Annotated in this window: 22 protein-coding genes; 14 read left to right on the top strand and 8 right to left on the bottom strand. The window is 41.8% G+C overall.

Annotation, left to right across the window (positions count from 1 at the left end):
• Nucleotides 1-68: 68 nt before the first annotated feature.
• The 5 genes from MHH65_RS03630 to MHH65_RS03650 all read left to right on the top strand — a co-directional run bounded on the left by MHH65_RS03630 (nucleotide 69) and on the right by MHH65_RS03650 (nucleotide 6,799).
• Nucleotides 69-1,664: a sensor histidine kinase gene (locus tag MHH65_RS03630; protein WP_061110555.1), complete on the top strand. Its 1,596-nt coding sequence runs from the start codon at nucleotides 69-71 to the stop codon at nucleotides 1,662-1,664.
• A 3-nt stretch (nucleotides 1,665-1,667) separates the two neighbouring features.
• Complete coding sequence (locus tag MHH65_RS03635) at nucleotides 1,668-2,363, top strand: response regulator (RefSeq protein WP_046314340.1); 696 nt, start codon at nucleotides 1,668-1,670, stop codon at nucleotides 2,361-2,363.
• 3 nt (nucleotides 2,364-2,366) lie between these two features.
• Nucleotides 2,367-3,344, top strand: coding sequence for a tripartite tricarboxylate transporter substrate-binding protein (locus MHH65_RS03640; RefSeq protein ID WP_034283665.1), 978 nt, complete (start codon nucleotides 2,367-2,369; stop codon nucleotides 3,342-3,344).
• A gap of 347 nt (nucleotides 3,345-3,691) precedes the next feature.
• Nucleotides 3,692-4,990 carry a citrate:proton symporter gene (locus MHH65_RS03645; RefSeq protein ID WP_034283666.1) on the top strand — a complete coding sequence of 433 codons (1,299 nt, stop codon included), beginning with the start codon at nucleotides 3,692-3,694 and terminating at the stop codon, nucleotides 4,988-4,990.
• Between the two features lie 177 nt (nucleotides 4,991-5,167).
• Nucleotides 5,168-6,799 (top strand): M14 family metallopeptidase, encoded by a 1,632-nt coding sequence (locus MHH65_RS03650; protein WP_098676662.1) that lies wholly within the window; start codon nucleotides 5,168-5,170, stop codon nucleotides 6,797-6,799.
• 61 nt (nucleotides 6,800-6,860) lie between these two features.
• On the opposite strand, the gene MHH65_RS03655 is transcribed toward MHH65_RS03650, so the two are convergent.
• The gene (locus tag MHH65_RS03655) at nucleotides 6,861-7,346 is read right to left on the bottom strand and encodes a phenolic acid decarboxylase (protein ID WP_008341777.1); all 486 of its coding nucleotides are present in this window, start codon (nucleotides 7,344-7,346) and stop codon (nucleotides 6,861-6,863) included.
• Nucleotides 7,347-7,458: 112 nt separating this feature from the next.
• Between MHH65_RS03655 and MHH65_RS03660 the strand changes: the two genes are divergently transcribed.
• Together MHH65_RS03660 and MHH65_RS03665 are read left to right on the top strand one after the other, a co-directional pair.
• Nucleotides 7,459-8,016 carry a PadR family transcriptional regulator gene (locus MHH65_RS03660; RefSeq protein ID WP_034283668.1) on the top strand — a complete coding sequence of 186 codons (558 nt, stop codon included), beginning with the start codon at nucleotides 7,459-7,461 and terminating at the stop codon, nucleotides 8,014-8,016.
• Nucleotides 8,017-8,120: 104 nt separating this feature from the next.
• Nucleotides 8,121-9,227 carry a nitric oxide synthase oxygenase gene (locus tag MHH65_RS03665; RefSeq protein ID WP_041116165.1) on the top strand — a complete coding sequence of 369 codons (1,107 nt, stop codon included), beginning with the start codon at nucleotides 8,121-8,123 and terminating at the stop codon, nucleotides 9,225-9,227.
• A 19-nt stretch (nucleotides 9,228-9,246) separates the two neighbouring features.
• On the opposite strand, the gene MHH65_RS03670 is transcribed toward MHH65_RS03665, so the two are convergent.
• Nucleotides 9,247-9,516, bottom strand: coding sequence for an acylphosphatase (locus MHH65_RS03670; RefSeq protein ID WP_034283670.1), 270 nt, complete (start codon nucleotides 9,514-9,516; stop codon nucleotides 9,247-9,249).
• A 122-nt stretch (nucleotides 9,517-9,638) separates the two neighbouring features.
• On the opposite strand from MHH65_RS03670, the gene MHH65_RS03675 reads away from it, so the two are divergent.
• Nucleotides 9,639-10,289 carry an MOSC domain-containing protein gene (locus MHH65_RS03675; protein WP_268413608.1) on the top strand — a complete coding sequence of 217 codons (651 nt, stop codon included), beginning with the start codon at nucleotides 9,639-9,641 and terminating at the stop codon, nucleotides 10,287-10,289.
• 42 nt (nucleotides 10,290-10,331) lie between these two features.
• Here MHH65_RS03675 and MHH65_RS03680 read toward each other — a convergent pair whose 3' ends face one another.
• The 3 genes from MHH65_RS03680 to map all read right to left on the bottom strand — a co-directional run bounded on the left by MHH65_RS03680 (nucleotide 10,332) and on the right by map (nucleotide 11,639).
• The gene (locus MHH65_RS03680) at nucleotides 10,332-10,469 is read right to left on the bottom strand and encodes a YflJ family protein (RefSeq protein ID WP_064497716.1); all 138 of its coding nucleotides are present in this window, start codon (nucleotides 10,467-10,469) and stop codon (nucleotides 10,332-10,334) included.
• A gap of 134 nt (nucleotides 10,470-10,603) precedes the next feature.
• Nucleotides 10,604-10,765, bottom strand: coding sequence for a hypothetical protein (locus MHH65_RS03685; protein WP_087976421.1), 162 nt, complete (start codon nucleotides 10,763-10,765; stop codon nucleotides 10,604-10,606).
• 124 nt (nucleotides 10,766-10,889) lie between these two features.
• The gene (gene map, locus MHH65_RS03690) at nucleotides 10,890-11,639 is read right to left on the bottom strand and encodes a type I methionyl aminopeptidase (protein ID WP_024424611.1); all 750 of its coding nucleotides are present in this window, start codon (nucleotides 11,637-11,639) and stop codon (nucleotides 10,890-10,892) included.
• A gap of 188 nt (nucleotides 11,640-11,827) precedes the next feature.
• Here map and nagE point away from each other — a divergent pair, with 188 nt between their 5' ends.
• The gene (gene nagE, locus MHH65_RS03695) at nucleotides 11,828-13,195 is read left to right on the top strand and encodes an N-acetylglucosamine-specific PTS transporter subunit IIBC (protein WP_034283672.1); all 1,368 of its coding nucleotides are present in this window, start codon (nucleotides 11,828-11,830) and stop codon (nucleotides 13,193-13,195) included.
• Between the two features lie 19 nt (nucleotides 13,196-13,214).
• Here the strand turns inward: nagE and MHH65_RS03700 are convergent, their stop codons facing one another.
• Nucleotides 13,215-13,973: a DUF817 domain-containing protein gene (locus MHH65_RS03700; RefSeq protein WP_335351039.1), complete on the bottom strand. Its 759-nt coding sequence runs from the start codon at nucleotides 13,971-13,973 to the stop codon at nucleotides 13,215-13,217.
• Between the two features lie 195 nt (nucleotides 13,974-14,168).
• On the opposite strand from MHH65_RS03700, the gene MHH65_RS03705 reads away from it, so the two are divergent.
• Nucleotides 14,169-14,672, top strand: coding sequence for a DoxX family protein (locus MHH65_RS03705; RefSeq protein WP_034283676.1), 504 nt, complete (start codon nucleotides 14,169-14,171; stop codon nucleotides 14,670-14,672).
• 43 nt (nucleotides 14,673-14,715) lie between these two features.
• On the opposite strand, the gene MHH65_RS03710 is transcribed toward MHH65_RS03705, so the two are convergent.
• Together MHH65_RS03710 and MHH65_RS03715 are read right to left on the bottom strand one after the other, a co-directional pair.
• On the bottom strand, nucleotides 14,716-15,303 hold the full coding sequence (locus MHH65_RS03710; RefSeq protein ID WP_041116171.1) for a YjgB family protein: 588 nt from the start codon (nucleotides 15,301-15,303) through the stop codon (nucleotides 14,716-14,718).
• A 98-nt stretch (nucleotides 15,304-15,401) separates the two neighbouring features.
• Entirely contained in the window at nucleotides 15,402-17,384 is a 1,983-nt protein-coding gene (locus tag MHH65_RS03715) for an LTA synthase family protein (protein WP_046314243.1), read from the bottom strand.
• 579 nt (nucleotides 17,385-17,963) lie between these two features.
• Here MHH65_RS03715 and MHH65_RS03720 point away from each other — a divergent pair.
• The 4 genes from MHH65_RS03720 (at nucleotide 17,964) to treP (ending at nucleotide 23,549) form a co-directional block, all read left to right on the top strand.
• Entirely contained in the window at nucleotides 17,964-19,622 is a 1,659-nt protein-coding gene (locus tag MHH65_RS03720; protein ID WP_268413618.1) for a pyridoxal-dependent decarboxylase, read from the top strand.
• Between the two features lie 31 nt (nucleotides 19,623-19,653).
• Nucleotides 19,654-21,378: a methyl-accepting chemotaxis protein gene (locus tag MHH65_RS03725; RefSeq protein ID WP_041116177.1), complete on the top strand. Its 1,725-nt coding sequence runs from the start codon at nucleotides 19,654-19,656 to the stop codon at nucleotides 21,376-21,378.
• Between the two features lie 179 nt (nucleotides 21,379-21,557).
• Complete coding sequence (locus MHH65_RS03730; protein ID WP_041116179.1) at nucleotides 21,558-21,944, top strand: DUF1992 domain-containing protein; 387 nt, start codon at nucleotides 21,558-21,560, stop codon at nucleotides 21,942-21,944.
• A gap of 168 nt (nucleotides 21,945-22,112) precedes the next feature.
• Complete coding sequence (gene treP / locus MHH65_RS03735) at nucleotides 22,113-23,549, top strand: PTS system trehalose-specific EIIBC component (protein ID WP_046314249.1); 1,437 nt, start codon at nucleotides 22,113-22,115, stop codon at nucleotides 23,547-23,549.
• Nucleotides 23,550-23,558: the final 9 nt, after the last annotated feature.

Here is a 23,558-nt window from a genome sequence, read left to right on the forward strand (position 1 = left end):
AAAAATGATATCATTTTCATAGAGTCTATTCGGGTGAATCTACTGAATTAGGGGTTGTAGCGGTGAGGATGGGCAAAAGGAAAGTCACTTTACAAACGAAAATTTTGGGGTTAATTATCGGGCTTTTGCTTGTTGTCATTGCGTTATTAACCATTTGTTTTGGTTTTCTGCAGACATCAGAAAGGCAGGGACAAGCTGAACAGCTGGCGGTGCAGACCGCTAGAACAATATCATATATGCCGCCCATTAAAGCATCGGTGGCTCTATCAGCGTCCCAAAATGAAGAACAGGCAGTGCTTGAGCAAATGAAGGAGCAAGTAAGAGCACATGCCATCTTCATTACCAATCGAAAAGGAAAGGTCCTTGTTCATACGAATCATGAGGACGTAGGAAAGACCATCAGTGTATCGGAAGGAAGAAGTACTCTCTTATTTGGAGGAACTTCCATATCAACTGATGATTCTAATGGTGAAACCGTTGTCAGAGGCAGTGCACCCATTATGAAAGAAACAGAAGGGCATGAAGAAATTATCGGCACAGTCACCGTCGAATTTTTAAAAAAAGAAATCGATCAAGCGACAGCTCATCAGCTATTGAAGCTTAGCTATATTGCCCTTCTTGTGCTCTTGCCGGGCATATTCGGTGCGATTTTTTTAACGAAGAGTATTCGCAAAGATACATTAGGGCTTGAGCCGCATGAAATAGCTTCGTTGTATCGAGAAAGAGAAGCGATGCTGCTCGCTATAAAAGAAGGGATCATTGCGTTTGACCAGAAAGGCGCGATTACGATGATGAATACATCAGCTGAGCACATGCTGCGCGTCTCATCAGAGCTGCCCCTTCATATTGATCAAGTCTTGCCAAATGCCAAACTTCTTCTCTATTTAAAGTCAGAGACGATTGAACCTAACATCGAAACCGTCGTCAATGATAAAACCTATGTCTTAAATGTGAAAAAAGTAATGCAGGAGAATCGAGTATTCGGAGGGATTGTGAGCTTCAGGGAGAAAACAGAGCTGACGAAGCTGCTGGATACATTAACAGAGGTCAGTCAATATTCAGAAGACCTGAGGGCACAAACGCACGAATTCTCAAATAAGCTGTACGCCATCTTAGGCCTGCTTGAGCTGAAGCAAGTCGATGAAGCCATCGACTTAATTAAAGAAGAATATCATCTGCAAAACCGTCAGCACGATTTACTCATGAAGCAGATTCGTTCTCCTAAAATACAAGCCATCTTACTTGGCAAGTTAGGGAAAGCATCTGAGAAAAAAGTCCATTTCCACATTGATGAAAATAGCTCACTAGAGCCGCTCCCAGCTCATTTAAGCCTATCTCACTTTATCACCATCATTGGCAATCTCGTTGATAATGCTTTTGAAGCTGTATTAAATAAGGAGAAGCGCGAGGTAGACCTGTTCATCACAGATATTGGGTTTGATATTATCATAGAAGTGTCAGATTCAGGTGATGGAGTGAATGAAGAGGAGCTCTCACAGATTTTCACAAGAGGCCATTCGTCAAAGGGAGAAGGACGAGGCTATGGGCTTGCAAATGTGAAAGAAGTGTTGGACGAGCTTGGGGGCTGGATTGAAGTTGCGAACCAAAAAGAAGGCGGTGCCATCTTCACTGTATACATACCGAAAGGCACAAAGGGGGAATAGATGGTGATTAAGGTACTCATTGCGGAGGATGATTTTCGAATCGCTGCCATTCATGAATCTTATATACAAAAGATAGAAGGATTTAAGGTCGCTGGAAAGGCAAAGAGTGCAAAGGATATGTGGGAGGCGCTCCAGAGGGAACAAGTGGATCTCATCTTGCTTGATGTCTATATGCCTGATGAGCTCGGCACAAACCTGCTGCCGCTTTTAAGAGAACGCTATCCTGAAGTAGATGTGATCATTATCACGGCTGCAACGGAAACGACGCTTTTAAGAGATGCGCTTCATTACGGAGTGGTTCATTATTTAATCAAACCGGTGACCGCACAAAAGTTTGCACAAGTTTTAACCGAATACAAAGAGAAGAAAGACATCATCAATTCAAAAGATGAAGTCAATCAAACGATGATCGATCTGTTTTTTGGGCAGATGCAGGAAGAGCCAAAACAAAGGGATGACAGAGATCTTCCTACAGGCATCAATTCACTGACCTTGGACAAAGTGAAAACATTGATGGCATCCGAGATTAGCGGAATTACAGCAGAAGAACTCGGGGAAAAGATGGGCGCATCACGTACAACGGCGAGACGGTACGTAGAGTATCTCGTGACAACAGGGGAATGCCGGGCAGAGCTTGCATACGGAATCATTGGCAGACCTGAACGTAAATATTACCCTGCCAAACAAGCGGAGTCATAAAAGATGAAAAAAGGAATACTTTTTGTGATCGTGCTCTGCCTTTGTATGACGCTTACCTTTAATGAAAAAAAGGCCGGTGATTCTTTCCTGCAGCAAAGCTCCTTATATATTGTGGTGTCGGGTGTACCAGAGGGGGGATTTGACCAAACGGCTCAGGTGATGAAATCAGTGCTTGAACAAGAGAAGCTGGTGAACCGGCCTGTGAACATTCTTTATCAAAGAGGCGGAACGGTGGATAAAGGATGGACATACATGATGGAGCGAGAAGCCAACTATATCAGTTTAAATTCAAGCTTATTGTTAAGCCGTAATTTGCTTGGCAGCAGTAACGTGACGATGAATGATGTGACACCGCTGGCAATCCTTGCAGAAGAGTGGCAGGTCGTCGCAGTCCCAGTGGATTCTCCTTTTTCAAATGGGAAGGAGCTGTTACACGCACTTAAGAAAAAACCAGATTCCTTAAAAATTGGGTTTGCCCCTGATTTTGGAAATGATGATCAAATCTCATTCGCCCGGGCAGCAGAAATGGCAGGAATTGATCCATATCGCATTCAATTTTTGAAATTTGACAGTGCAGATGATTTATTTCAGGCGCTCATCGACCATGAGGTGGATGCAGCAACGACTACCATTACAGAGGTTCGTCATGATTATGAAAAAAAGAGGCTGAAGCTCGTAGCGACGACAACCAGCCAGCGCTTAGATGGATTTGAAGATGTGCCGACATGGAAAGAGCAGGGCATTCCGCTCATCTTTTCCCATTGGCGCGGTGTGATGGGCCCAAAACAAATGAGTCAGCATGAGGTTCGTGAATGGGATCAGCTTCTTCAAAAAATGACGAAAACGAAGTCCTGGAAAAAGCGATTAAAGCAAAAGGGCTGGACAAGTCGTTATATGAACAGCAAAGAGGCAAAGGTCTTTATGGAAGATCAATTAAGGCAATATGAGCAATTGATACAAGGAGAACAAGCGATCGAGTGAGACCGCTTCCAGCGTGTAGACAAACCCTTGCATTTGGTGCCGGTTCTGTGTGCTGGTGCTCACGAATCTCATATTCGCTCCGCTCCAGTACTCATCCTTCCTAGACTGCAAAGGTTTTCTATCACACTGAAAAGAAGACAAAGGGCTAATATAAACCCTTTGTTTTTTTCATGGAATGAAAAAGCCCAATGTTTGAACAAAATGAACAAAAAGCATTTATCGACCGAAAAAGAATTAAAATTCATAATATTTACTTCAATTCTCACCTCAGATATGATGACAAAAAGGGTTGGAAATGGGATACCAACACATTAATGAAAGCGTATACAACATAAGGGGTGAACAATATGTTAGCAATTTTAGGATTTCTTATGATGATTGTATTTATGGTTTTGATTATGACGAAACGTATGTCTGTTTTAACGGCATTGGTGTTAACACCAATTGCATTTGCTCTTATTGCAGGTTTTCATTTTACAGAAATTTCAGACATGATTGTCAAAGGCGTGCAGCAAGTCGCACCAACAGCGGTCATGATCATGTTTGCGATTTTGTACTTTGGCATTATGATTGATGCGGGTTTATTTGACCCAATGGTGGCGAAAATTTTAAAAATCGTTAAAGGCGATCCATTAAAAATCGTTGTCGGAACAGCTGTCTTAACGATGCTTGTTGCACTTGATGGTGATGGAACGACAACGTATATGATTACAACAACAGCGATGCTTCCACTATTTACGCTGCTTGGCATCCGTCCAATTATTTTAGCGGGTATTGCCGGGGTTGGCATGGGAATTATGAATACAATTCCATGGGGAGGAGCTACACCTAGAGCGGCGAGTGCACTTGGCGTTGATCCTTCACTTTTATTTGGACCAATGATTCCAGTCATTGGTGCAGGGGTTCTCAGTATGATTATTGTTGCTTATTTTCTTGGAAAAGCCGAAAGAAAACGCCTTGGTGTGATTGAACTTGACCAGCCGATTCATGCAAATGAAATGGCAGCGGCACTGCAAGATGACATCAAACGGCCGAAGCTTTGGTGGTTTAACCTGGCGCTGACTTTGTTATTGGTGCTGCTGCTTGTATCAGGTAAAGTCAGCTTAACTGTTCTATTTGTTCTTGCTTTCTGTGTGGCGATTATCGTGAACTATCCGAACTTGGACCAGCAGCGTGAGCGAATTGCGGCTCACTCAACAAACGTTTTAGCCATTGCTTCGATGATTTTTGCGGCAGGTGTTTTTACAGGTATTCTAACTGGAACGAAAATGGTCGATGAAATGGCGATTTCGATTGTATCTGCAATTCCAGAGCAGCTGGGCGGCTTTATTCCAGTCATTGTCGCATTAACAAGCGGGATCTTTACTTTCTTTATGCCGAATGATGCATACTTTTACGGCGTACTGCCGATCCTATCAGAAACAGCGGCAGCATACGGTGTCGATAAAATTGAGATTGCCAGAGCTTCTATTATTGGTCAGCCGATTCATATGTTAAGTCCACTTGTTCCATCGACTCATTTACTTGTTGGACTTGTTGGGGTATCACTGGATCAGCATCAGAAATTTGGGATGAAATGGGCTGTGCTGGCAGTCGTCGCTATGACCGTCATGGCGGTTCTCATTGGGGCCATTTCCATCTGGTAAATAAAAAAGTGTCTGCTGCGGGCAGGCACTTTTTTTAGGTCATATTGCCGACCAGGCTCCATTCATTTGCCCTAGACAAAGACAAGCCTGTTCCTCCAAAAGATTTATTTTTGAAAAATACTGACACTTTTGCTGTTTTTTTCTTTATAATGCAAATCAACGAAGGGAGAGGATAGCATGTCCAAACGAAAAGGCACAATTCTTTTTGCTGCTGCATGCCTCTTAGCAGGCAGTTTGTCGATGGTGAGCCCAGCTTCAGCTCATGCAGAAACCCTTTATTATGGAAAGAGTTATGAACAGCCAGCTTCAGTGAAAAAGCTATACCCTGAGCCTGACGAGACGTTTGATACCCCTGCCTTTCAGAAAAAAGGAGAAGCATTTACGACCCAAGAAGAGCTACAAGCTTTCTTACGAGACATTGTCCGCAAAAGTCCTTACGCCACGCAGAGACAGATTGGAACATCCATTGAAGGCAGATCCATTCCGGCTCTGTACTTTACAAAGGATCGCTCCATAACGCCACTTTCAAAAAAGCCAACCATCTGGCTCCAAGCACAAATACACGGAAATGAACCAGCCTCCGGTGAATCTGCTCTCGTCATTGCAAAACGATTAGCAGGTGAAGAAGGAGAGCGTATACTCAATCATGTCAATATCATCATTGTCCCAAGAATCAATCCTGATGGTTCTTATGCGTTTGACCGCAGACTGGCAAACGGATTAGACGGAAACCGTGATCATATGACATTAGAATCTCCAGAACTGACAGCCCTGCATCAAGAATTTAATCGGTATGCGCCAGAAGTGGTCATTGATGCCCATGAATACGATGTGGGTCAAAAGCAGTTTGAAAATATCGGTTCATCAGGCGCTCTCAAATATCATGATTTGCTTATTCTTTCAGGGAAGAATCTAAATATTCCAGAAAGCATCCGGCTGACATCAAATGAGTTGTATGTAAACGGAGTTCGTGAAACGCTGACAAATAAAGGGTTTTCTAACGATTTGTATTATACAAACACAAGAGGAAAGGATGGAAAGATCGACATCTATGAAGGTGGAACGGATGCGCGAATTGGCCGTAATGCCCTTGCACTTTCGCCAGCCCTGTCATTTCTTGTAGAAAGCAGAGGGATTGGGATTGGAAGAGAGGATTTTGCCCGCCGCGTCGCTGCCCAAGTAGCCACCCATGAAAAAATCATTGAAACTACAGTGAAACATGCCAAACAGGTGAAGCAGCAAATGGTGACGGAGCGGCTGAAGCTGGTCAAAAAAGGACTGCTGCCAAATGATGATGATCAGGTAGTCATTCAAGACGATTTCAAAGCATCTGTCAATGACTCGCTGGAAATGGTTGATATTGAGAAGGGACAAACGACTCAAGTTCCTGTACGCTTTCACAGTGCGAGCGATGCTGTTCCCATCTTAACAAGAGAACGGCCGACAGCTTATCTCATTCTTCCGGGGCATGAAGGAGTAGAAAGGAAACTCAGAACATTAGGATTAAAAAGTGTCACATTGCCGGCTGGCATGAAAGTGCCGGTACAAGCCTATCAGGTGGCAAAGCGAGAGGAAAAGAGCAAAACAGATATTCAGCTTGAAACAAAGCTCGTTGACAAGAAACGCCAGCTGCCAAAAGGAACAAAGGTATATGTCACGGCACAGCCGCAAACCAATTTGCTCTCACTTGCCCTTGAACCAGAATCAAAGGACAGCTATATGTCATCAGGGTTTATTGCTTCAAAAGCAGGTGATGAACTGCCAGTCTATCGTTTCATGCTTCCAAAAAAGACGTTAGGCATTCAATAAAAAGGACTAAAATGATAGCCCTTTATCAAATGTAAAAGCGGCACTAGGCGTGCCGCTTTTTTTATTTTCGTCCAGCTCTTATTTCATCTGTCATGCCTTCATATGGTGCTTCTGCGATAATGGTTTCGTCATTCACACCTGCATGATGGATATACGTAATGTCCGCAAATTCTGGGACAACATATTTTGGATAGGTTTCGTATTTTTCACGAGATTCTTTCATGAGATCGATGTAGTCATTTTGATAGCAGACGGTGATGTCTGGACGTTCATGCACCCATTTTGGGAAGAAGATGACGCCATGCATGCGTTTTTCTTCAGGCATAAAGTTCAGAGAGACGTCTGTACCAGTTGGTTCTGTCCAAGAGACTTTGTATACGCCTTTTGTCAGCTTCACAATATTTACTTCTTGATCACGGACCCAGCGACCTCCAACCATTCCGCTATGAATGCGGTAATCAATGGTGTGATCGTTTTTAATGTAAATCTCATATTCCCAGCCATTTTCATACGTATAAATCATATGAAGTCCAACGAATTGATCCATGTTTATTCCTTCTTTCATTAGAATGATGTTTTTTCAAACATGTTGTGATTTACATATTTATTTTAAAGTCTATGGTATACTATTGTCAAAGAATAAGCGTTGGAGGCACATCATGAGAGTACTAAAATATGCCATTCTTGGCTTGCTGGATCAGCATGAGCTGACGGGATACGATATCACGAAACATTTTAAGGATTCCCTTGGACAGTTTTGGAGTGCGAAGCACAGTCAGATTTACCCTGAGCTGAAGCGTCTTACAGAGGAAGGATTTATTGAATTTGATATTCACATACAAGGAAAAAAGCTGGAGAAGAAGGTCTATCAAATCACAGCGGCAGGAAAAGAAGAATTGCGTCAGTGGTTAAAAACAAAAGATCCGATTCCGGAAACAACAAAGGATGAATTCATGCTCAAAACCTTTTTCATCTCCTCCATGGACAAAAAAGAAGCGGCTGACCTGTTTGCGTATCAACTGTTAGAGCGCACCAAGAAAGTAGATGTGCTGGAACAAAAGCTGCACGCTTTGACAGAGGAAGACCCTTCTGCTGAATCGCTACATTCAGCTCAATTTGGGCATTACTTAGTGCTGACAAGGGCAATTGAAAGAGAAAAAGGCTATGTCCGCTGGCTCCAAAAGACCCTTAAACGTATTGATTCATCTATGGTCTAAGGACAATGGTCGGATGATATGATAAAAAATGGTTTGAAACGAGTGAATTTATCAATAGAAACCGCTACAATGGATATATTCGTATTAAAGTGAGGCGAGTATGTTTGAGTAATCAAGAAGCGTTGTGGAATGAAGCAGAAGCTTTTATTTCTGTATGCTATGAAGAATTAAACAAGTCAAATGAAGAGAAAGCAGCACGTCTGCATGAAATAAAAAAAGAAATTGAGTCTGAAGGAATTTATACGCATACACTAGAGGAATTAGCTCACGGGGCGAAAATGGCATGGCGCAACAGTAACCGCTGCATTGGCCGTTTGTTTTGGTCGACCCTGCAAGTGCATGACTGCCGGCATGTAAAGACAGAGGATGAGGTGAAGGAGGCGCTCTTTCATCATATTGAGTATGCGACAAATGGCGGGAAAATCAAACCGTCCATTACGATCTTTCCCCCAGAGAAGAACAGGCAGAAGGAAGTCGTCATTTATAATCATCAGCTCGTTCGTTATGCAGGCTATAAAACTGAATATGGCATCATCGGCGACGAGGCATCTCTTGAATTAACAAAATTATGTGAAGAACATGGCTGGAAAGGGGAGGGCACACATTTTGATATTCTGCCTCTCATGTTTCAGCTAAAAGATCAGCCGCCTGTTCTGTATGAGCTTCCGAAAGAAATCGTCCAAGAGGTAGAGATCACCCATCCTGAATACGATGAATTCCGTGATTTAGGACTGAAATGGTATGCGGTTCCGATTATTGCTGATATGAAATTAGAGATTGGCGGTATTCATTACAATGCTGCACCGTTTAATGGCTGGTATATGGGCACAGAAATTGGCGCACGCAACCTAGCGGATGAAAACCGCTACAATATGCTGAAAAAAATCGCTTCTCTTTTAGGACTGGACACAACCAAGAATTCGTCCCTTTGGAAGGATAAAGCCATTGTCGAATTGAACGAGGCGGTTCTCCATTCTTATCGCGAAGCAGGGGTGACCATTGTTGATCATCACACAGCAGCACATCAATTCAAGCAGTTTGAAAAGCAGGAAGAAAAGGCTGACCGCAAGCTGACTGGGGACTGGACATGGCTGATTCCCCCAGTATCACCAGCTGCTACCCACATATTCCACAAGAATTACGACAATACCATTGTGAAACCAAACTATTTTTATCAGGACAAGCCCTATCACGGGACAGAAAAAGCCTAGCGAAAGCTAGGTTTTTTTATTATCTTATTCGAAAATCCTGATAATGAGCCAGCTCAGTGAGCGGCTCCATTTGCATGTCGGTGACTTTTGAAAAAGGACTTCCTTTCCGGACAGTCTCTAAGAAATCAATCACTTTCTGCTGCTCACCCTCTACCTTTAACTCGACATGACCTTCATCTGTGTTGCGTACCCAGCCTTTCATTCCACGATTGACAGCTTCTCCCTGAACAAAATAACGAAAGCCGACTCCTTGCACACGTCCTTTTACAATGGCGTGATAATGAATCATGATCATCACTCCTTTTTTCACATCGTACCATAGCCTGCATCTGATCTTCACGCCTCGACTATGATTTGATTGTCAAACGATGTAAAATAAAAGCCAGTAGACAACCAAAGGAGATGGCCATCGTGGGACAAAAGAGATACGACATAGAAGGAATCCAAGTAGGACAGCCTATCATTACCTATGCGAATGGAAAAGAAATCAAAACAGCCATCAACAAAAGGCGCATTCATGAGCCTGTGTATTTAAGTCAGGTCAATTTTGAAGGAGATGGTCAGGGGGATTTGGTTCATCATGGGGGTTATGATAAAGCCGTCTGCGTCTTTCCGTATGATCATTATGCTCACTTTGAACAATTTTTAGGGGTTCCATTACAGGAAGCTGCCTTTGGCGAGAATGTAACAGTACGCCAGCTAGTTGAAACGAATGTGCATATTGGCGATGTGTTTCAGCTTGGGGATGCATTTGTTGAGGTGAGCCAGCCAAGACAGCCTTGTGTGAAATTGTCTCTTAAGCATGGCAACATGAAGCTTGTAAAGGAAGTGCAAAAAACAGGGTATACAGGCTTTTATTTACGTGTATTGAAAGAAGGCATGGTGCCGCCTGATGCATCGCTAGTACTAGTAGAAAAAGCGTCCCATCAAATTACGGTCAATGAGGTCAATGAAGTCAAATATCGTCAAACAAGTCCAGAGAGACTGAAAGCCGTTCTTGAAGTAGATGCCTTAGCAGATGTGGTCAGGAAGTCTTTAGAAAAACGAATTCAGCACATTTAAAAAAAGCCGTACATCAGCTTAAGATGTGCGGCTTTTCTAAGCTTATGAGCTGCGTTTCTTTTGCTCAAGAAGATTTGCAAGGAAATATGTTTTTAAGCTTTGAAGCTTTCTTCCTTCATGCTTGGTCACACCAAGCTTCTTTAATTCTTCGACATACCAGCCTTTGCTACCATAATGCATGATAGAAAACTCCTTTCAATTGAAACTGCCTGCATTGTAACATCTCAAAAAAGGAGGTGAAAAGCGTGCAGGTGTCAAGAAATGAAAACTGATTCTATCTACCTATGATCCATGTATATGCTGGAAATATTGATTTATGAATTTGGCGGGTTGAGGGTAACGAGGATCATGCCGACCGTCATAATCATGATGATAACACCAAGATAGGTCATCATGGATTGTTTTTTCTTAATCCCTACAACCGTTAAGATAATACTTTCGATGAAAAAGATAACACCTATGATGATGAACCACATATCAAATAAGACCCCTTTCGCATATCTTTGCCTATTTTACCACAGGCTTTTTTGTTTAGTCGTGACAGATTCGTGAAACGGGCATGAAAAAATCCCCACCTGTGAAGGAGGGGACTCGCTTGGCTTACAGCTTTGTTAAAATAATCGGTTCGTCTTTAGTAATCACAATCGTATGTTCAATCTGTGCCACTAGACTTTTATCTGGTGTTTTAAATGTCCAGCCATCATCAGCCTGATAAATCGATTCAGCATTTGTTGAAATGAAAGGTTCAAAGGCAATGACTGTGCCATTTTTAAACAAAGCATTATCGAATGGATCATAGTAGTTCAAAATATGGTTGGGTGCTTCATGCAGATTCTTCCCAATGCCGTGTCCTGTCAGGTTTTTAATGACAGTAAATCCTTGTTCTTTCGCTGTATTGTAGACCGCACGGCCAATTTGGTTTTGTCTTTTACCGGCTTTTGCATGCTTTAATCCTTCAAGGAACGCATCCTCCGCACACTTACATAATGCTTCAAGACGAGCATCACCTGTTCCTAAAACGAATGAAATACCTGTATCGGAATAATATCCGTCAAGCTCTGCTGAGATATCAATGTTCACGAGGTCGCCCTCTTGTAAAATGGTTTTTTCACTAGGGATACCGTGTGCAACTTCATCGTTTACGCTGATACAAGTGGTACCAGGAAAGTCATATTCCTTTTCAGGTGCTGAATTGGCACCGTGCTCTTCTAATATTTTTTTCCCAATCAAATCTAATTCTTTTGTAGACATGCCTGGTTTCGCTTGGCTTTTCATTTCTTCTCTTGCCAAAGCGACAATTCGGCCGACTTTTTTTAAGGCTTCTAACTCATGATCATGTTTGACAATCACTGTTCATTCCCGCTTTCTATATCTTCATTCTATTCAATAGCTTACCACATTTTACGCAAAAAGAGTAAAGAGCGGAATTCAAATGGATGTGGACAAATTGGTATAGATAACTAGACGTGCATATGATATATTTTTTATGAACATCATGAATGATTTTGGTCATGATGATGACAAAGGGGGGAAATCAGATGGTGTTTCAGTTTTTTCAAAAGCTAGGAAAATCATTTATGCTTCCAATCGCTGTACTTCCAGCAGCAGGGATTATTTTGGCCATTGGGCGGGAGGACGTATTCAATATCCCGTTTATTCATGCGGCAGGGAATGCAATTTTTGCGAACTTGGCTTTAATTTTTGCAATGGGTGTAGCGATTGGTATTTCAAAGGATGGGAACGGGGCAGCGGCATTATCAGGTGCGATCTCTTATTTTATTTTGTCAGCCGGTACAACGTCGATTAACTCAACCAACAATATGGGGGTATTGGGCGGTATTTTATGCGGGCTTTTGGCAGGTTATGTTTACAATAAATTTAAGGATACGAAACTGCCGGAATACTTAGGTTTCTTTAGCGGAAGGCGGCTTGTGCCTATTATGACCGCACTTTTCACCATTCTATTAGCAGCCGTTTTCGGATATGTATGGCCTCCGATTCAAAGTGTGATCAATGATTTAGGAGAATGGATTTTAAGTCTTGGGGCAACAGGTGCAGGGCTGTTTGGTTTCTTTAACCGATTGCTCATTCCATTAGGACTTCACCATGTCTTGAATAACTTATTTTGGTTTCAATTCGGGGAATTCAGCGGGGCAACAGGGGATTTAGCGCGATTCTTTAAAGGAGATCCAAGCGCGGGTGTCTTTATGACCGGATTCTTCCCAGTGATGATGTTTGGTCTGCCAGCGGCATGTCTAGCCATGGTTGTGACTGCAAAGCCTGAGAAGCGAAAAGCAACAGCGGGTCTGATGATTGGGATGGCACTTACATCATTTATAACAGGGATCACTGAACCAATTGAATTTTCTTTTATGTTTTTATCTCCACTTTTATATGGTGTCCATGCTATTTTGACGGGGCTTTCGCTTTTTATTGTAAACACCCTCGGGATTCATAGCGGCTTTGCCTTTTCAGCAGGTGCGATTGATTACGTCTTAAGCTTCGGAATTGCGCAAAAACCGATCTTGCTTCTTGTAGTAGGAATCATTTATGGCGTCGTGTACTTTGTCGTTTTCTATTTCCTCATTAAACTATTAAAGCTGAAAACACCAGGCAGGGAAGATGATGACATGGAAGATATCGCAGCGGATGATACGGTGACGGCAGGAGGAGCGAGTATGCTCGTAGAGGGACTTGGCGGCAAAGACAATATCACCACGATTGATCATTGTGCCACACGTCTTCGCTTAACAGTAGAGGATACAAATTTATTAAATGAAGGTACATTGAAAAAAGCAGGTGCCAAAGGGGTCCTGACTTCTGGAAAAACAACCGTACAAATCATCATTGGAACGAATGTAGAATTTGTCGCAGATGATCTCCGTAAGGAAGTCGATCGAGATTAAAAAAAAACGTTCAGCCAGGTCAAATGGGCTGAACGTTTTTTTGTTTACGCTGTTCGATCACCAGTACAATGCTGATGATAACAAGTAAAAACCACGAACTGATTTTACCAAGATGGACGAGAGACCAAGCATGCTGCTGATTTGGATATTGCCATGCGCCTAAAAAGGTCGTGACATTTTCGGCCACCCAAATAAAAAAGCCAATCAGGAGAAATGAAACAACAAGCGGCATTCGAAAGGAAAATGGACCAACCTGAAACGAAACCGACGTTTTCCGAAACACAACAACAAGCAGACATGTCAGCCACCACCTGACATCATAGAGCCAGTGATGCGTAAAGAAATTGACATAAATGCACAAACTGATGCCAATTGAAAGAAATGGATGAGGCCAGTCGGCCACTTTTACATGAAGTCGTGAAAGTGCCTGATAAATATAACTAGCCACACTCGCATACATAAAGCCGCTATAAAGTGGAACCCCAAATATTTTTGTATAAGCGTCTTCAGGGTAGGACCAAGAGCCCATATGTACTTTATACACTTCTAAACAGATTCCTATGAGATGAAATAGACAAATGACCTTTAGCTCCGCCCAAGTCTCCAGCCGCAGCGTCAGCATCAGGATCTGAGCTGCGATGCAAAGCAGTAGAATGAAATCATACCGGTGAAGAAAAGGAATAGACACCGTCTTTGATAGGGCAAGCGCCGCAAAGATCATGACGGGGAATAGACATGAGATGGCTTGTAAATAAGCAAAATGAAATAGTGTTTTCATACAAAATTAAACCCCTTTTTACTGTCTGAAATGACTTAGACGGTTTTAGCAAGGGAAAAGTTTACCTCAACTAGATATTCATGAACAATTTGTGAATATATATGTGAAAAAGATCACAAATTAGATATAGCATAGTATAATAAGATTATAAAGAAAATGTGAAATATTTCACATAATTTAAAAGGAGGCATCATCATGTTTACAAAATTCTTACAAACGAATGTATGGGCAGCTGTTATCCTTTTGGCAGCAAGACTTTATATCGGATGGACTTGGCTGACATCTGGTATTGGAAAACTAACAGGTGGATTTGATGCGTCAGGCTATTTGCAATTTGCAATATCTGAACCTGTCGTCAAAGATGGTCATCTAGTGTATCCGTTCTATGTATGGTTTTTAGAAAATGTCGCTTTGCCAAATGCCGGACTATTCAGTGCCATGGTCATGTGGGGAGAAATCTTAGTAGGCCTAGGATTAATTGTTGGATTGTTTACAACAACGGCAGCCTTTTTTGGAAGCGTGATGAATGTCTCTTTCTTACTAGCTGGAACTGTCTCTGTGAACCCGCTGCTTCTGCTCATAGCCATCATTATCATGGCAGCGAAAGGGAATGCAGGCAAATTTGGACTTGATTATGTCGCAGGTCCAGTCCTCAAAAGAACAATGAAAAGAAAGCCGCAGTTAGAAGTGGCATCATAATAAAGAAAAGCATCCTGAGCACAAGCTCAGGATGCTTTTTTATTTAAGAATCGGCTTTAATGAGGTTGATATGCAGGACGGTGAGCTCATGCTGACTCATATCTGGATCATGGCCTACGATAAATTCGAGTTCATAATCACCGGTTCGATACACATATTTTTTCTCTTTTGTCTGCGGAATGGTACTCACTGAATCCGCTGGTCCAAGCTGTTTCTTTAGTAACGAAGGGGTCATACCGCCGATATTTGTTTCTTTTTCTACATTTGTACCGAAATAACGGATTTCATCAATTTTGCCTTTCGCATCATAGTGAAAAGCAAATCCAGGATTCCCCATTTCAGCATGATACAAATCAAAGCTGCTTTGACCTGTTTCTGGATATGGATGTCCGAGCTGATGATGAACGTCTTTTTTTGTTTGAACGCCTATTTTCAGTCCCTTCGCATAGTAGGGCATTTGTCCTTTATGTGCCAGCTTATAAATGCTGTTAAGCGCGGCTTTTGGACCTTGAGGAATGGATTGCTCTGCTGCTGGTTTAATCATGGCGTGTGCTGAGACCGCAGGGCTGAAACCGAATAGGGCCGATGAAGCAAGTGAGGCAGTTACGACAAAAGCTGCTGTTTTCTTCATGATAAATCCCTCCTTCTTCTCCTATACCCGGGGCCATCATGATCAAACGTGAAAAGAACCAGCTGATCAAGGATCGGCTGGTTCTTAGCATGAGAACGTTATTTTGAAGAAGAGCTGGATTCATCTTTGGCGGAAGAGGAATCCTTTTCATCCTGTACTTTCTTTGTATAATCATAATCGTTGCGGTCAATCGGTGTAAAGCCTTTAGGCTTGTAGAAACGGAGTAAATCTTCGGTGACAATCTTATCAGATGTCTCCAGCATCTTTTTCACCGTTTCATTTTCTTGCGATGCCTTGTCAGTTGGCTCGATTTTCTCGCCTGTTTTGTTGCTGTAATAGTTATTGCCTACTTTCGTGTAGTCCTTAGACACGAAGTCACCGTTTCTAAATGGCACAAGCTCTTTAAAGTTCTTCGATAAGATATCAGAACCAGACATTAAATAGTTCTTCGTATCATCGCCAAGCAGGTGCAGAAGAGTTGGTGCGACATCGACTTCACCAGAGTATTTATGAATCTGTCCGCCTTTTACGCCAGGAACATGGATAAAGAGCGGCACACGCATGAGCTGCGCATTTTCATAATCTCCAATTTTTTGCCCTGTCACTTTTTCCATCGCTTCATTATGGTTTTCAGAAATACCGTAATGATCGCCGTACATAATAACGACTGTATTGTCATAGAGACCTGACTTTTTCAAATCGTTGAAGAACTGTTCAATCGCTTCATCTAAATAATGAGCCGATTGGAAGTAGTTATCGACGACAGAGTCACCGAAATCACCAGGCTCGAAATCAGTATCACCTTCATCCATTCCAAATGGGAAATGGTTCGATAAGGTAATGAATTTCGAATAAAACGGCTGCTTCATGTTTTTAAGAATTGGCATCGATTCTTTGAAGAACGGTTTGTCTTTCAGTCCATAGTTCTTCGTATCCTGCTCGTTCATATCGTAGTACTCAGAATCGTAAAATCTGTCATATCCAAAGGATTTAAACATTTCATTACGGTTCCAGAAGGTTTTCGTATTTCCATGGAATTCTGCTGACGTATATTGATCCTTCTTCAAAATACCAGGAAGTGCTTGATATGTGTTTTGCGCCTTGTTAATAAAAACAGAGCCCTGTGATAATGGGAATAACCCAGTATCCATCATAAATTCAGCATCAGACGTTTTTCCCTGTCCTGTTTGATGGAAGAAGTTATCAAAGTAAAACGTTTTGTTGTCGTGTGCCAATGAATTAAGGAATGGCGTTACTTCTTTTCCATTGACCTTATAATCAATGACAAAGTTTTGCAGAGATTCAAGAGAAATTGTAATGACGTTCATGCCTTTCGCTTTCCCGTAATAAGCAGGGTTAGGATCAGCGCTGTTCGCTTTTAAATAGTTCTCTACATCTGTCACGTCATTTGAATTTGCCAGAGCACGCTGGCTGTTTGATTTCACATTTTGAATGGCATCAAACACAGTAAAGTTATAAGCGCCTAAATATTTAACTAAATAATTGCGGTCGAACGATCTTGATAAAAGCTCTGGACGATCGATCTCTGCAGCCACTAAGTTTAAAACAAAGATCACAACAGAGGACACAAGGACGAGTCTAAACGATTTTGACTTTTGAACAGGTACAGTGGCTGTACTTGTTTGCTGCTGCCTTTTCATGCGGACTGCAAGTACGATCAAAATGATTGTATCAATAAAGTAAAACACATCAGTCCAACGCATGAGTGAAAATGCACTATCACCTAATTGTCCGCCATTCGTTCCTGCCTGCATCACTGTAGGCAGCGTGATAAAGTCATTGAAGAATCGATAGTACACGATGTTTGCGTATAGTAAAAAAGACATGAAAAAGTGAATCACAATGATAGCGGCAGGCTGCCATTTTTTCTTGAACAATAAAGCAAAGCCAAGAAAGAACAAGCTGGAGCTAATAGGATTCACGAAAAGCAAAATATGCTGAAGCACATTTGATATACCAAGTTTAAATTCGATTAAATACGCTGAATACGTTTTGAGCCATAGTAAGACGGCTGCAATCAGAAAGAAGCCGAGACCTCTTTTTTGAATAAATGTTTTCATATAAACACTCCTTTTCTCCGTTAAACGGAAGAGGCGGAACGAAAGAAAACGAACCATTAGAATATACCACGAAATGCACAAATAGAAAAGTCATAACCAGTGAAGAGCCTTTGGAAGCCTGTCCGAGCAATAAAAGGAGAGAAAATGAAAATATTCGCCCATCGAAAAACTTTTTATGAAAATCGACCTATTATTGACAGAAAATTCAGTAATTTTCCAGTTGCTATATCAATAAAACAGGTAAAAAGACACAAGTCTAAAGAATTAATTTGATTTCTACAATGGTCATTTAGAGAGTATTTCCATTGTTTCTTAATGTTTATGCAGGTTAAGCAAAAAAAATGAGCCATGGAATGGAACAAAGCGATGGATAAAAATTCCTCTCATACAATATATCAATATATTTTTGTGTTTCACGAAAATAATGGTTTTCATGTGTTTTTTAAGGGTTTTATTTATTTTAATAAGTGAACAAATTATCTAAATATACTTAAGTGAACATATTGAGACTATAAACTTCTGAATTGGGGTCGATATAGACAGTGACAGGAAATCTTCCATTGAAAGGATTGATAGTATATGACTGTACGAGCAGAGAACCTCGTTCAGAACTGGTTTCCGAGTGAGGACGGAAATGCAGGAGAGCGTAAAGAACTCATCAAATTGATGGAGCAGATCATTTCAGGGGTCGATGACCTGAAAGATCCCAACCGTGCACACCTTAAAGGTGAAAAGAATCGTGGGGAGGACTTTTACAAAAAGCTTACTGAAACAAGTCAAATTCCGATGAACGGCCAGCAAGCGGAACTTGTGAATGAAGAATTACTGAAGCTTTTACATAACCATCCATACCACACCAAGTATTTCTTCACGAACATTTTGCCAATGGCAAGTACACCAGGAATTTTAGGCATGCTGACAGCTATGCTGGTAAACGGAAACAACCTATGGGATGTTTATGGACCAGCAGGTGCGGAAGCTGAGGTCAGAGTGGTCTCAATGATGTCTAAGCTCATCGGATATGATCCAAATGTGAGCGGGGGATACACAACATGGGGAGGTCAAGGAGCGATTTTTTCAGGACTTCGTTTAGCGATCGCAAAGGCTGCGCCGGAGTCACTGCGAAAAGGAGTTCCGCAAAATCTTTATGCGTTTTGTTCTGATGCTGCACATTACAGCCTATTTAAGTCAATGGAAGCAACAGGACTTGGCACAAACAACTTAATCAGAATTAAGACGAATAAAGATCATTCAATGGATATGGAAGATTTGCGTTGTCAAATGGAACGTGTTGCACAGGGTGGCGGGATTCCCGTTTATATTGTTGCAACAACCGGAACAACAGATGCCATTGCAATTGATGATGTAAAAGGGGTACGTGAAACAGCAGAAACGATTTCTGAAAAGTATGATCTGAAGGTGCCGCATATTCATGCAGATTCGGCGCTGGGTGGATTCTTTGCTTTCTTTAATGAGTATGATGTATCGGAAAATCCGCTGCAATTCTCAGACGGTATTCTTCGTATGCTAAAAGAAATCAAAGCGAAATTCCAGCATCTGTCTCTTGCAGACTCGATGTGCTTTGATTTTCAAAAGCTTGGCCAAACACCTTACACATCCAGTTTATTCCTAGTGAAAAACGCTGCTGACTTAAAGCGTTTGGACCTGGAAGAACAGGAGACACCATATGTTGGCCATAGAGGCTACGGAGAATACCATACGGGTTATACACTGGAATGCTCAAGAATGGGAAGCTCGATCAGTATGCTGAGTGTGCTGTTAACGTTTGGGATTGAAGGCTATCAGCGCTTGCTTGGTCAATTCTTAGAAGTGAACCTTGCCTTCAGAGAAGCACTTAGTCGGGAAATTCCGCAAGCAGAAGTCGTGAATGATGACAACGTCGGAATGGCTACATTATTTAGAATTTACCTAGACGGCTCACCGCGTTTTCAAGAAGAGATTTCTGGCGAAGCGACTTCAATCGAAATTGAGCGGAACAATGAATTGAACAAAATGCTGTTTGAAAAGCTTGGAGAGAAAAGAGATGAGATGTTCTTTGGCGATACAACGAAGTTTTTACTTGTCAACTCGAAAGAAGGCCAAGAATTCTATCTAAGTGTTAGTAAGTTTTTTGTCATCTCACCTTATACGTTACCAGAGCATATCCCTCATATCGTATCTTATTTAAAAGATGTGATTGCATCTGTTTGTGGACAATTTGAAAATGTACATGCTTAAATCAAATCTGAGAGTGGAGATGTAGGAAAAAATGGCGAAACAAAGGAAATTTGGAGGATACACGATATCCTCTAAAATCATGTCAGTCGTTACCGTAACATTACTCGCAACCGTTGCATTATTCGTTCTAACCTTTTATCTAGTCAGCCAGGATTTATCATCCCAGTTATTAAAGCAATTTGATTATCGATTAACAACAGATATTGATACTGCCAAAAAAGAAATCGATAACATCGATGGAAACGTGCTCAGCATTAGCGGGAAGGATGATCCCATTTATGCCGAGATTAAAACGAAATTCACAGAGCTTCAAAAAGATCATACGCTTGAGAACTTATACGTGTTATCTAATAAAGGCGGTAAAGAAAGAATTATCGTATTAACTGGAGAAGACAATGATTTTGACCAGGATTATGCATTCTCAGATGAGATGAAACAAGCTCTTTCTGAAGATAAAATGGTCAAAAGTGATATTTACAAAGATTCATTTGGTACACATAAATCAGTCTTTTTGCCAATCAAGGATTCAGGCGGTGAGCTGACAGGGATTTTAGGCATTGATTTAGATGCGTCTGTCGTGCCTCAAACAACGCAGAAGCTGACGATCTATATCACAGTGGCATCTGCCATTGTGCTCATCGGTGGATTACTCTTCTCATACTTTATGGGAAGAAGAATTGCGAAACCAGCACGTTCATTGATGGAATCAGCGAACCGAATTGCTGACGGTGATTTAACTGGTGTGGTAGAGGTTGAAAGTAAAGACGAGATCGGCCAGCTTGCCGCATCCTTCCAAAAGATGCAGGGGCGGATCAAAGAGCTCATTTCGAAAATCTCACACTCATCTAGTGAAGTGTCGAAAATGTCTTCACAGCTTCGTACGGTGACGAACGAATCGAGTCAAAGTGCGCAGCAAGTATCAGAAGCCATGACGAATATGAGTGAAGGAATCAATGATTCTGTCGCAAATATTACGGATTGTACGACATCCGTTGCTGAGATCGATACGCAAATCGAAGGTGTCACAAAAGAAGTTGATGAAATGAAATCTGTTTCATCTAACGTACAAGAGCAGTCAGAATCTGGTCAAAAATTAGTGAACCATGTGCTTGATCATCTGAATATGCTACATGACAAGATGACCAACTCAAAGCAGGCAGCAGAAGAATTACAATCTCATTCAACGGAGATTGAAAGTGTCATCTCGATTATTACAGACATTTCAGCACAAACGAATCTGCTTGCACTGAATGCTTCCATTGAAGCGGCACGTGTTGGAGAAGAAGGAAAAGGCTTTGCTGTTGTGGCAGATGAGGTGCGCAAGTTAGCTGAACAATCAGCGGATGCGGCTAAAACCGTTTCAGACCTTGTCATCGGTACACAGGAAAACAGTCAGCGCGTTCTTGAAAGCGTAGAGGAAAGCAGTAAAGCAGTGGAAGAAGGACGTGAGCAAATGGAAGGCACGTCACAAAACTTCGCTTTGATTTACGACGGTGTGTCCCAGTTTTCAAGAAGAACGAACAATTTGCTTGCTTCTATTAAGCAAGTTGAGAAAGCATATCAAACGATTTCTACATCGATTGAGCAAATTTCTGTTGTATCGGAAGAACATGCAGCCAGCTCTCAAGAAGTGGCGGCAGCAACAGAACAGCAAAGTGCTGGTATGCAGCAAATTTCAAGTGCGATTGAACAGCTCTCTGATATGTCGGATGACTTAGCACAAATGGTCTCAACCTTCAAAGTCGACAATAAATAACGAGAAAGGGCTAAAATATTTTAGCCCTTTTTCTCTTTTTAGCGAAGAAGGGACGAGCACCTGAGCGCAGGATAGACACCGAATGCGAGGGCTTGTTTAGATGCTGAAGCTGGCTCTTGTGAGAGAGCCAGCTTTTTTGCTATGCTTAATCAAATACTTGCGGCGAAAGGAGAAACGCTATGGATTTTGCGCAGAGATTATCAGAAGAACGGATCAAAAAAGCGATGGATAACGGGGCTTTTGAAGGATTATCTGGCTTTGGGAAGCCTCTGCCAAAAGATGATGCTGCTCATGTACCAGAAGAACTTAGAATGGGCTACCGCATCATGAAAAATGCCGGATTTGCTGGGGAAGAAACAGCGCTGAAAAAAGAACTCATGACTGTCAAAGAGCTGCTTCGCTCCAGTATAGACGGAGAGGAGAGAAAAAAGCTGTCTCTCATATGTGAAGAAAAACAAAAACGTCTGGATGAACTTACATCTAAGCGCCAAACTTTTGCCCGTCCAGCTTCCTCCTTCTATAAAAATAAGGTATACGAGAAATTAACGGAGCATAAAAAAAGATGATGACACGCTGCCTCTCCCTGAGCACATTGAGGGGGCTTTTTTTATGTAAGCGCTGCAGTTTGTTGTTGACTACATGTATATACAAATATAAAATAAGAATCAAACATGTATATACAAGTTTTTTGGTTCTTTTTTCTTATATAAAAAAACGATCTCGGAGGGGATAGTATGGCTGATTATCAGGCAGCAGCAGATCAGATTGTGAAAGCCATCGGCGGCAAAGAAAATATTGATCAAGCGACACATTGTGTAACAAGACTGCGCTTTGTGCTGAAAGATGAAGGTAAGGTGGATGAGAAAGCACTTGAACAAATTGAAGAAGTGAAGGGATCTTTCTCAGCGAACGGTCAATACCAAGTGGTGATCGGCCAAGGGGTCGTCAATCGAGTATATGCCGAAATGGTGAAACAGACGGGGATTGGTGAAGCCACAAAAGAGGACGTCAAGCGTGCCTCTGATCAGAAATTGAATCCATTGCAGCGTGCTGTGAAAACGCTTGCGGATATCTTTATACCGATTCTTCCTGCCATCGTCACAGCCGGTTTATTAATGGGAATTAATAATATTTTAACAGCTCCTGATATTTTCTTTGATCAAAAATCGATTGTGGATGTGTATCCGGCATGGGCTGATTTAGCGAATATGATCAACTTAATTGCAGGCACTGCTTTCACCTTCCTGCCAGCATTAATTGGCTGGTCAGCTGTGAAGCGGTTTGGGGGGAATCCGCTTTTAGGAATGGTCCTTGGGCTAATGCTTGTACATCCAGACTTGTTAAACGCATGGGGCTATGGAGCGGCTGAGAAGACCGGTGACATTCCCGTTTGGAACTTGTTTGGTCTTGAAGTGCAGAAGGTAGGCTATCAAGGACAGGTTCTTCCGATACTCGTTGCCTCTTATTTACTTGCAAAGCTCGAATTGTTTATCACAAAACGGACACCTGAAAGTATTCAGCTTTTAGTTGTTGCACCGATTACGTTATTAGTCATTGGATTTTTATCATTTATCGTCATTGGACCTGTTACCTTTGCAATCGGTAATGTTTTAACATCTGGACTTGTAGCTGTATTCCAGCAATTCGCAGCACTTGGCGGTCTATTATATGGCGGACTGTATGCAGCATTAGTCATTACAGGAATGCACCATACGTTCCTCGCTGTGGATATTCAATTGATTAACTCAAAGCTGCACGGCACGTTCCTATGGCCAATGCTTGCACTGTCCAATATCGCACAAGGATCAGCTGCACTGGCAATGATGTTTGTCTTAAAAGATGAAAAGCAAAAAGGACTTTCGCTGACATCAAGTATTTCTGCTTATTTAGGAATTACCGAACCGGCGATGTTTGGGGTCAACCTGCGTTATCGATTCCCATTTATTTTTGCACTGATCAGCTCAGGATTAGCCGGTATGTTTATCGCCTCTCAAGGGGTGCTGGCAAGCTCAGTTGGTGTTGGAGGCATTCCAGGAATCTTCTCCATTATCCCGAAATATTGGGGGGCATTTGCAATTGGAATGGTGATTGTACTCATCCTCCCATTCATCGGTACTCTTTTATATGCAAAACTAAAAAAGAAGAAGGATTTTTCAGAAGAACTTAACTAGTGGTGGTGA

Source organism: Bacillus sp. FSL L8-0654 (genome assembly GCF_038629965.1).
GTDB classification, from domain to species: domain Bacteria; phylum Bacillota; class Bacilli; order Bacillales; family Bacillaceae; genus Bacillus; species Bacillus safensis.

What these genes read in the sequence shown, in the direction of transcription:
- MHH65_RS03630 (WP_061110555.1), top strand. Translation starts at nt 69, where the DNA reads ATGGGCAAAAGGAAAGTCACTTTACAAACGAAAATTTTGGGGTTAATT.
- MHH65_RS03640 (WP_034283665.1), top strand. Translation starts at nt 2,367, where the DNA reads ATGAAAAAAGGAATACTTTTTGTGATCGTGCTCTGCCTTTGTATGACG.
- MHH65_RS03645 (WP_034283666.1), top strand. Translation starts at nt 3,692, where the DNA reads ATGTTAGCAATTTTAGGATTTCTTATGATGATTGTATTTATGGTTTTG.
- MHH65_RS03650 (WP_098676662.1), top strand. Translation starts at nt 5,168, where the DNA reads ATGTCCAAACGAAAAGGCACAATTCTTTTTGCTGCTGCATGCCTCTTA.
- MHH65_RS03655 (WP_008341777.1), bottom strand. Translation starts at nt 7,346, where the DNA reads ATGGATCAATTCGTTGGACTTCATATGATTTATACGTATGAAAATGGC.
- MHH65_RS03660 (WP_034283668.1), top strand. Translation starts at nt 7,459, where the DNA reads ATGAGAGTACTAAAATATGCCATTCTTGGCTTGCTGGATCAGCATGAG.
- MHH65_RS03670 (WP_034283670.1), bottom strand. Translation starts at nt 9,516, where the DNA reads ATGATTCATTATCACGCCATTGTAAAAGGACGTGTGCAAGGAGTCGGC.
- MHH65_RS03680 (WP_064497716.1), bottom strand. Translation starts at nt 10,469, where the DNA reads ATGCATTATGGTAGCAAAGGCTGGTATGTCGAAGAATTAAAGAAGCTT.
- MHH65_RS03685 (WP_087976421.1), bottom strand. Translation starts at nt 10,765, where the DNA reads ATGTGGTTCATCATCATAGGTGTTATCTTTTTCATCGAAAGTATTATC.
- nagE (WP_034283672.1), top strand. Translation starts at nt 11,828, where the DNA reads ATGGTGTTTCAGTTTTTTCAAAAGCTAGGAAAATCATTTATGCTTCCA.
- MHH65_RS03700 (WP_335351039.1), bottom strand. Translation starts at nt 13,973, where the DNA reads ATGAAAACACTATTTCATTTTGCTTATTTACAAGCCATCTCATGTCTA.
- MHH65_RS03705 (WP_034283676.1), top strand. Translation starts at nt 14,169, where the DNA reads ATGTTTACAAAATTCTTACAAACGAATGTATGGGCAGCTGTTATCCTT.
- MHH65_RS03710 (WP_041116171.1), bottom strand. Translation starts at nt 15,303, where the DNA reads ATGAAGAAAACAGCAGCTTTTGTCGTAACTGCCTCACTTGCTTCATCG.
- MHH65_RS03715 (WP_046314243.1), bottom strand. Translation starts at nt 17,384, where the DNA reads ATGAAAACATTTATTCAAAAAAGAGGTCTCGGCTTCTTTCTGATTGCA.
- MHH65_RS03720 (WP_268413618.1), top strand. Translation starts at nt 17,964, where the DNA reads ATGACTGTACGAGCAGAGAACCTCGTTCAGAACTGGTTTCCGAGTGAG.
- MHH65_RS03725 (WP_041116177.1), top strand. Translation starts at nt 19,654, where the DNA reads ATGGCGAAACAAAGGAAATTTGGAGGATACACGATATCCTCTAAAATC.
- MHH65_RS03730 (WP_041116179.1), top strand. Translation starts at nt 21,558, where the DNA reads ATGGATTTTGCGCAGAGATTATCAGAAGAACGGATCAAAAAAGCGATG.
- treP (WP_046314249.1), top strand. Translation starts at nt 22,113, where the DNA reads ATGGCTGATTATCAGGCAGCAGCAGATCAGATTGTGAAAGCCATCGGC.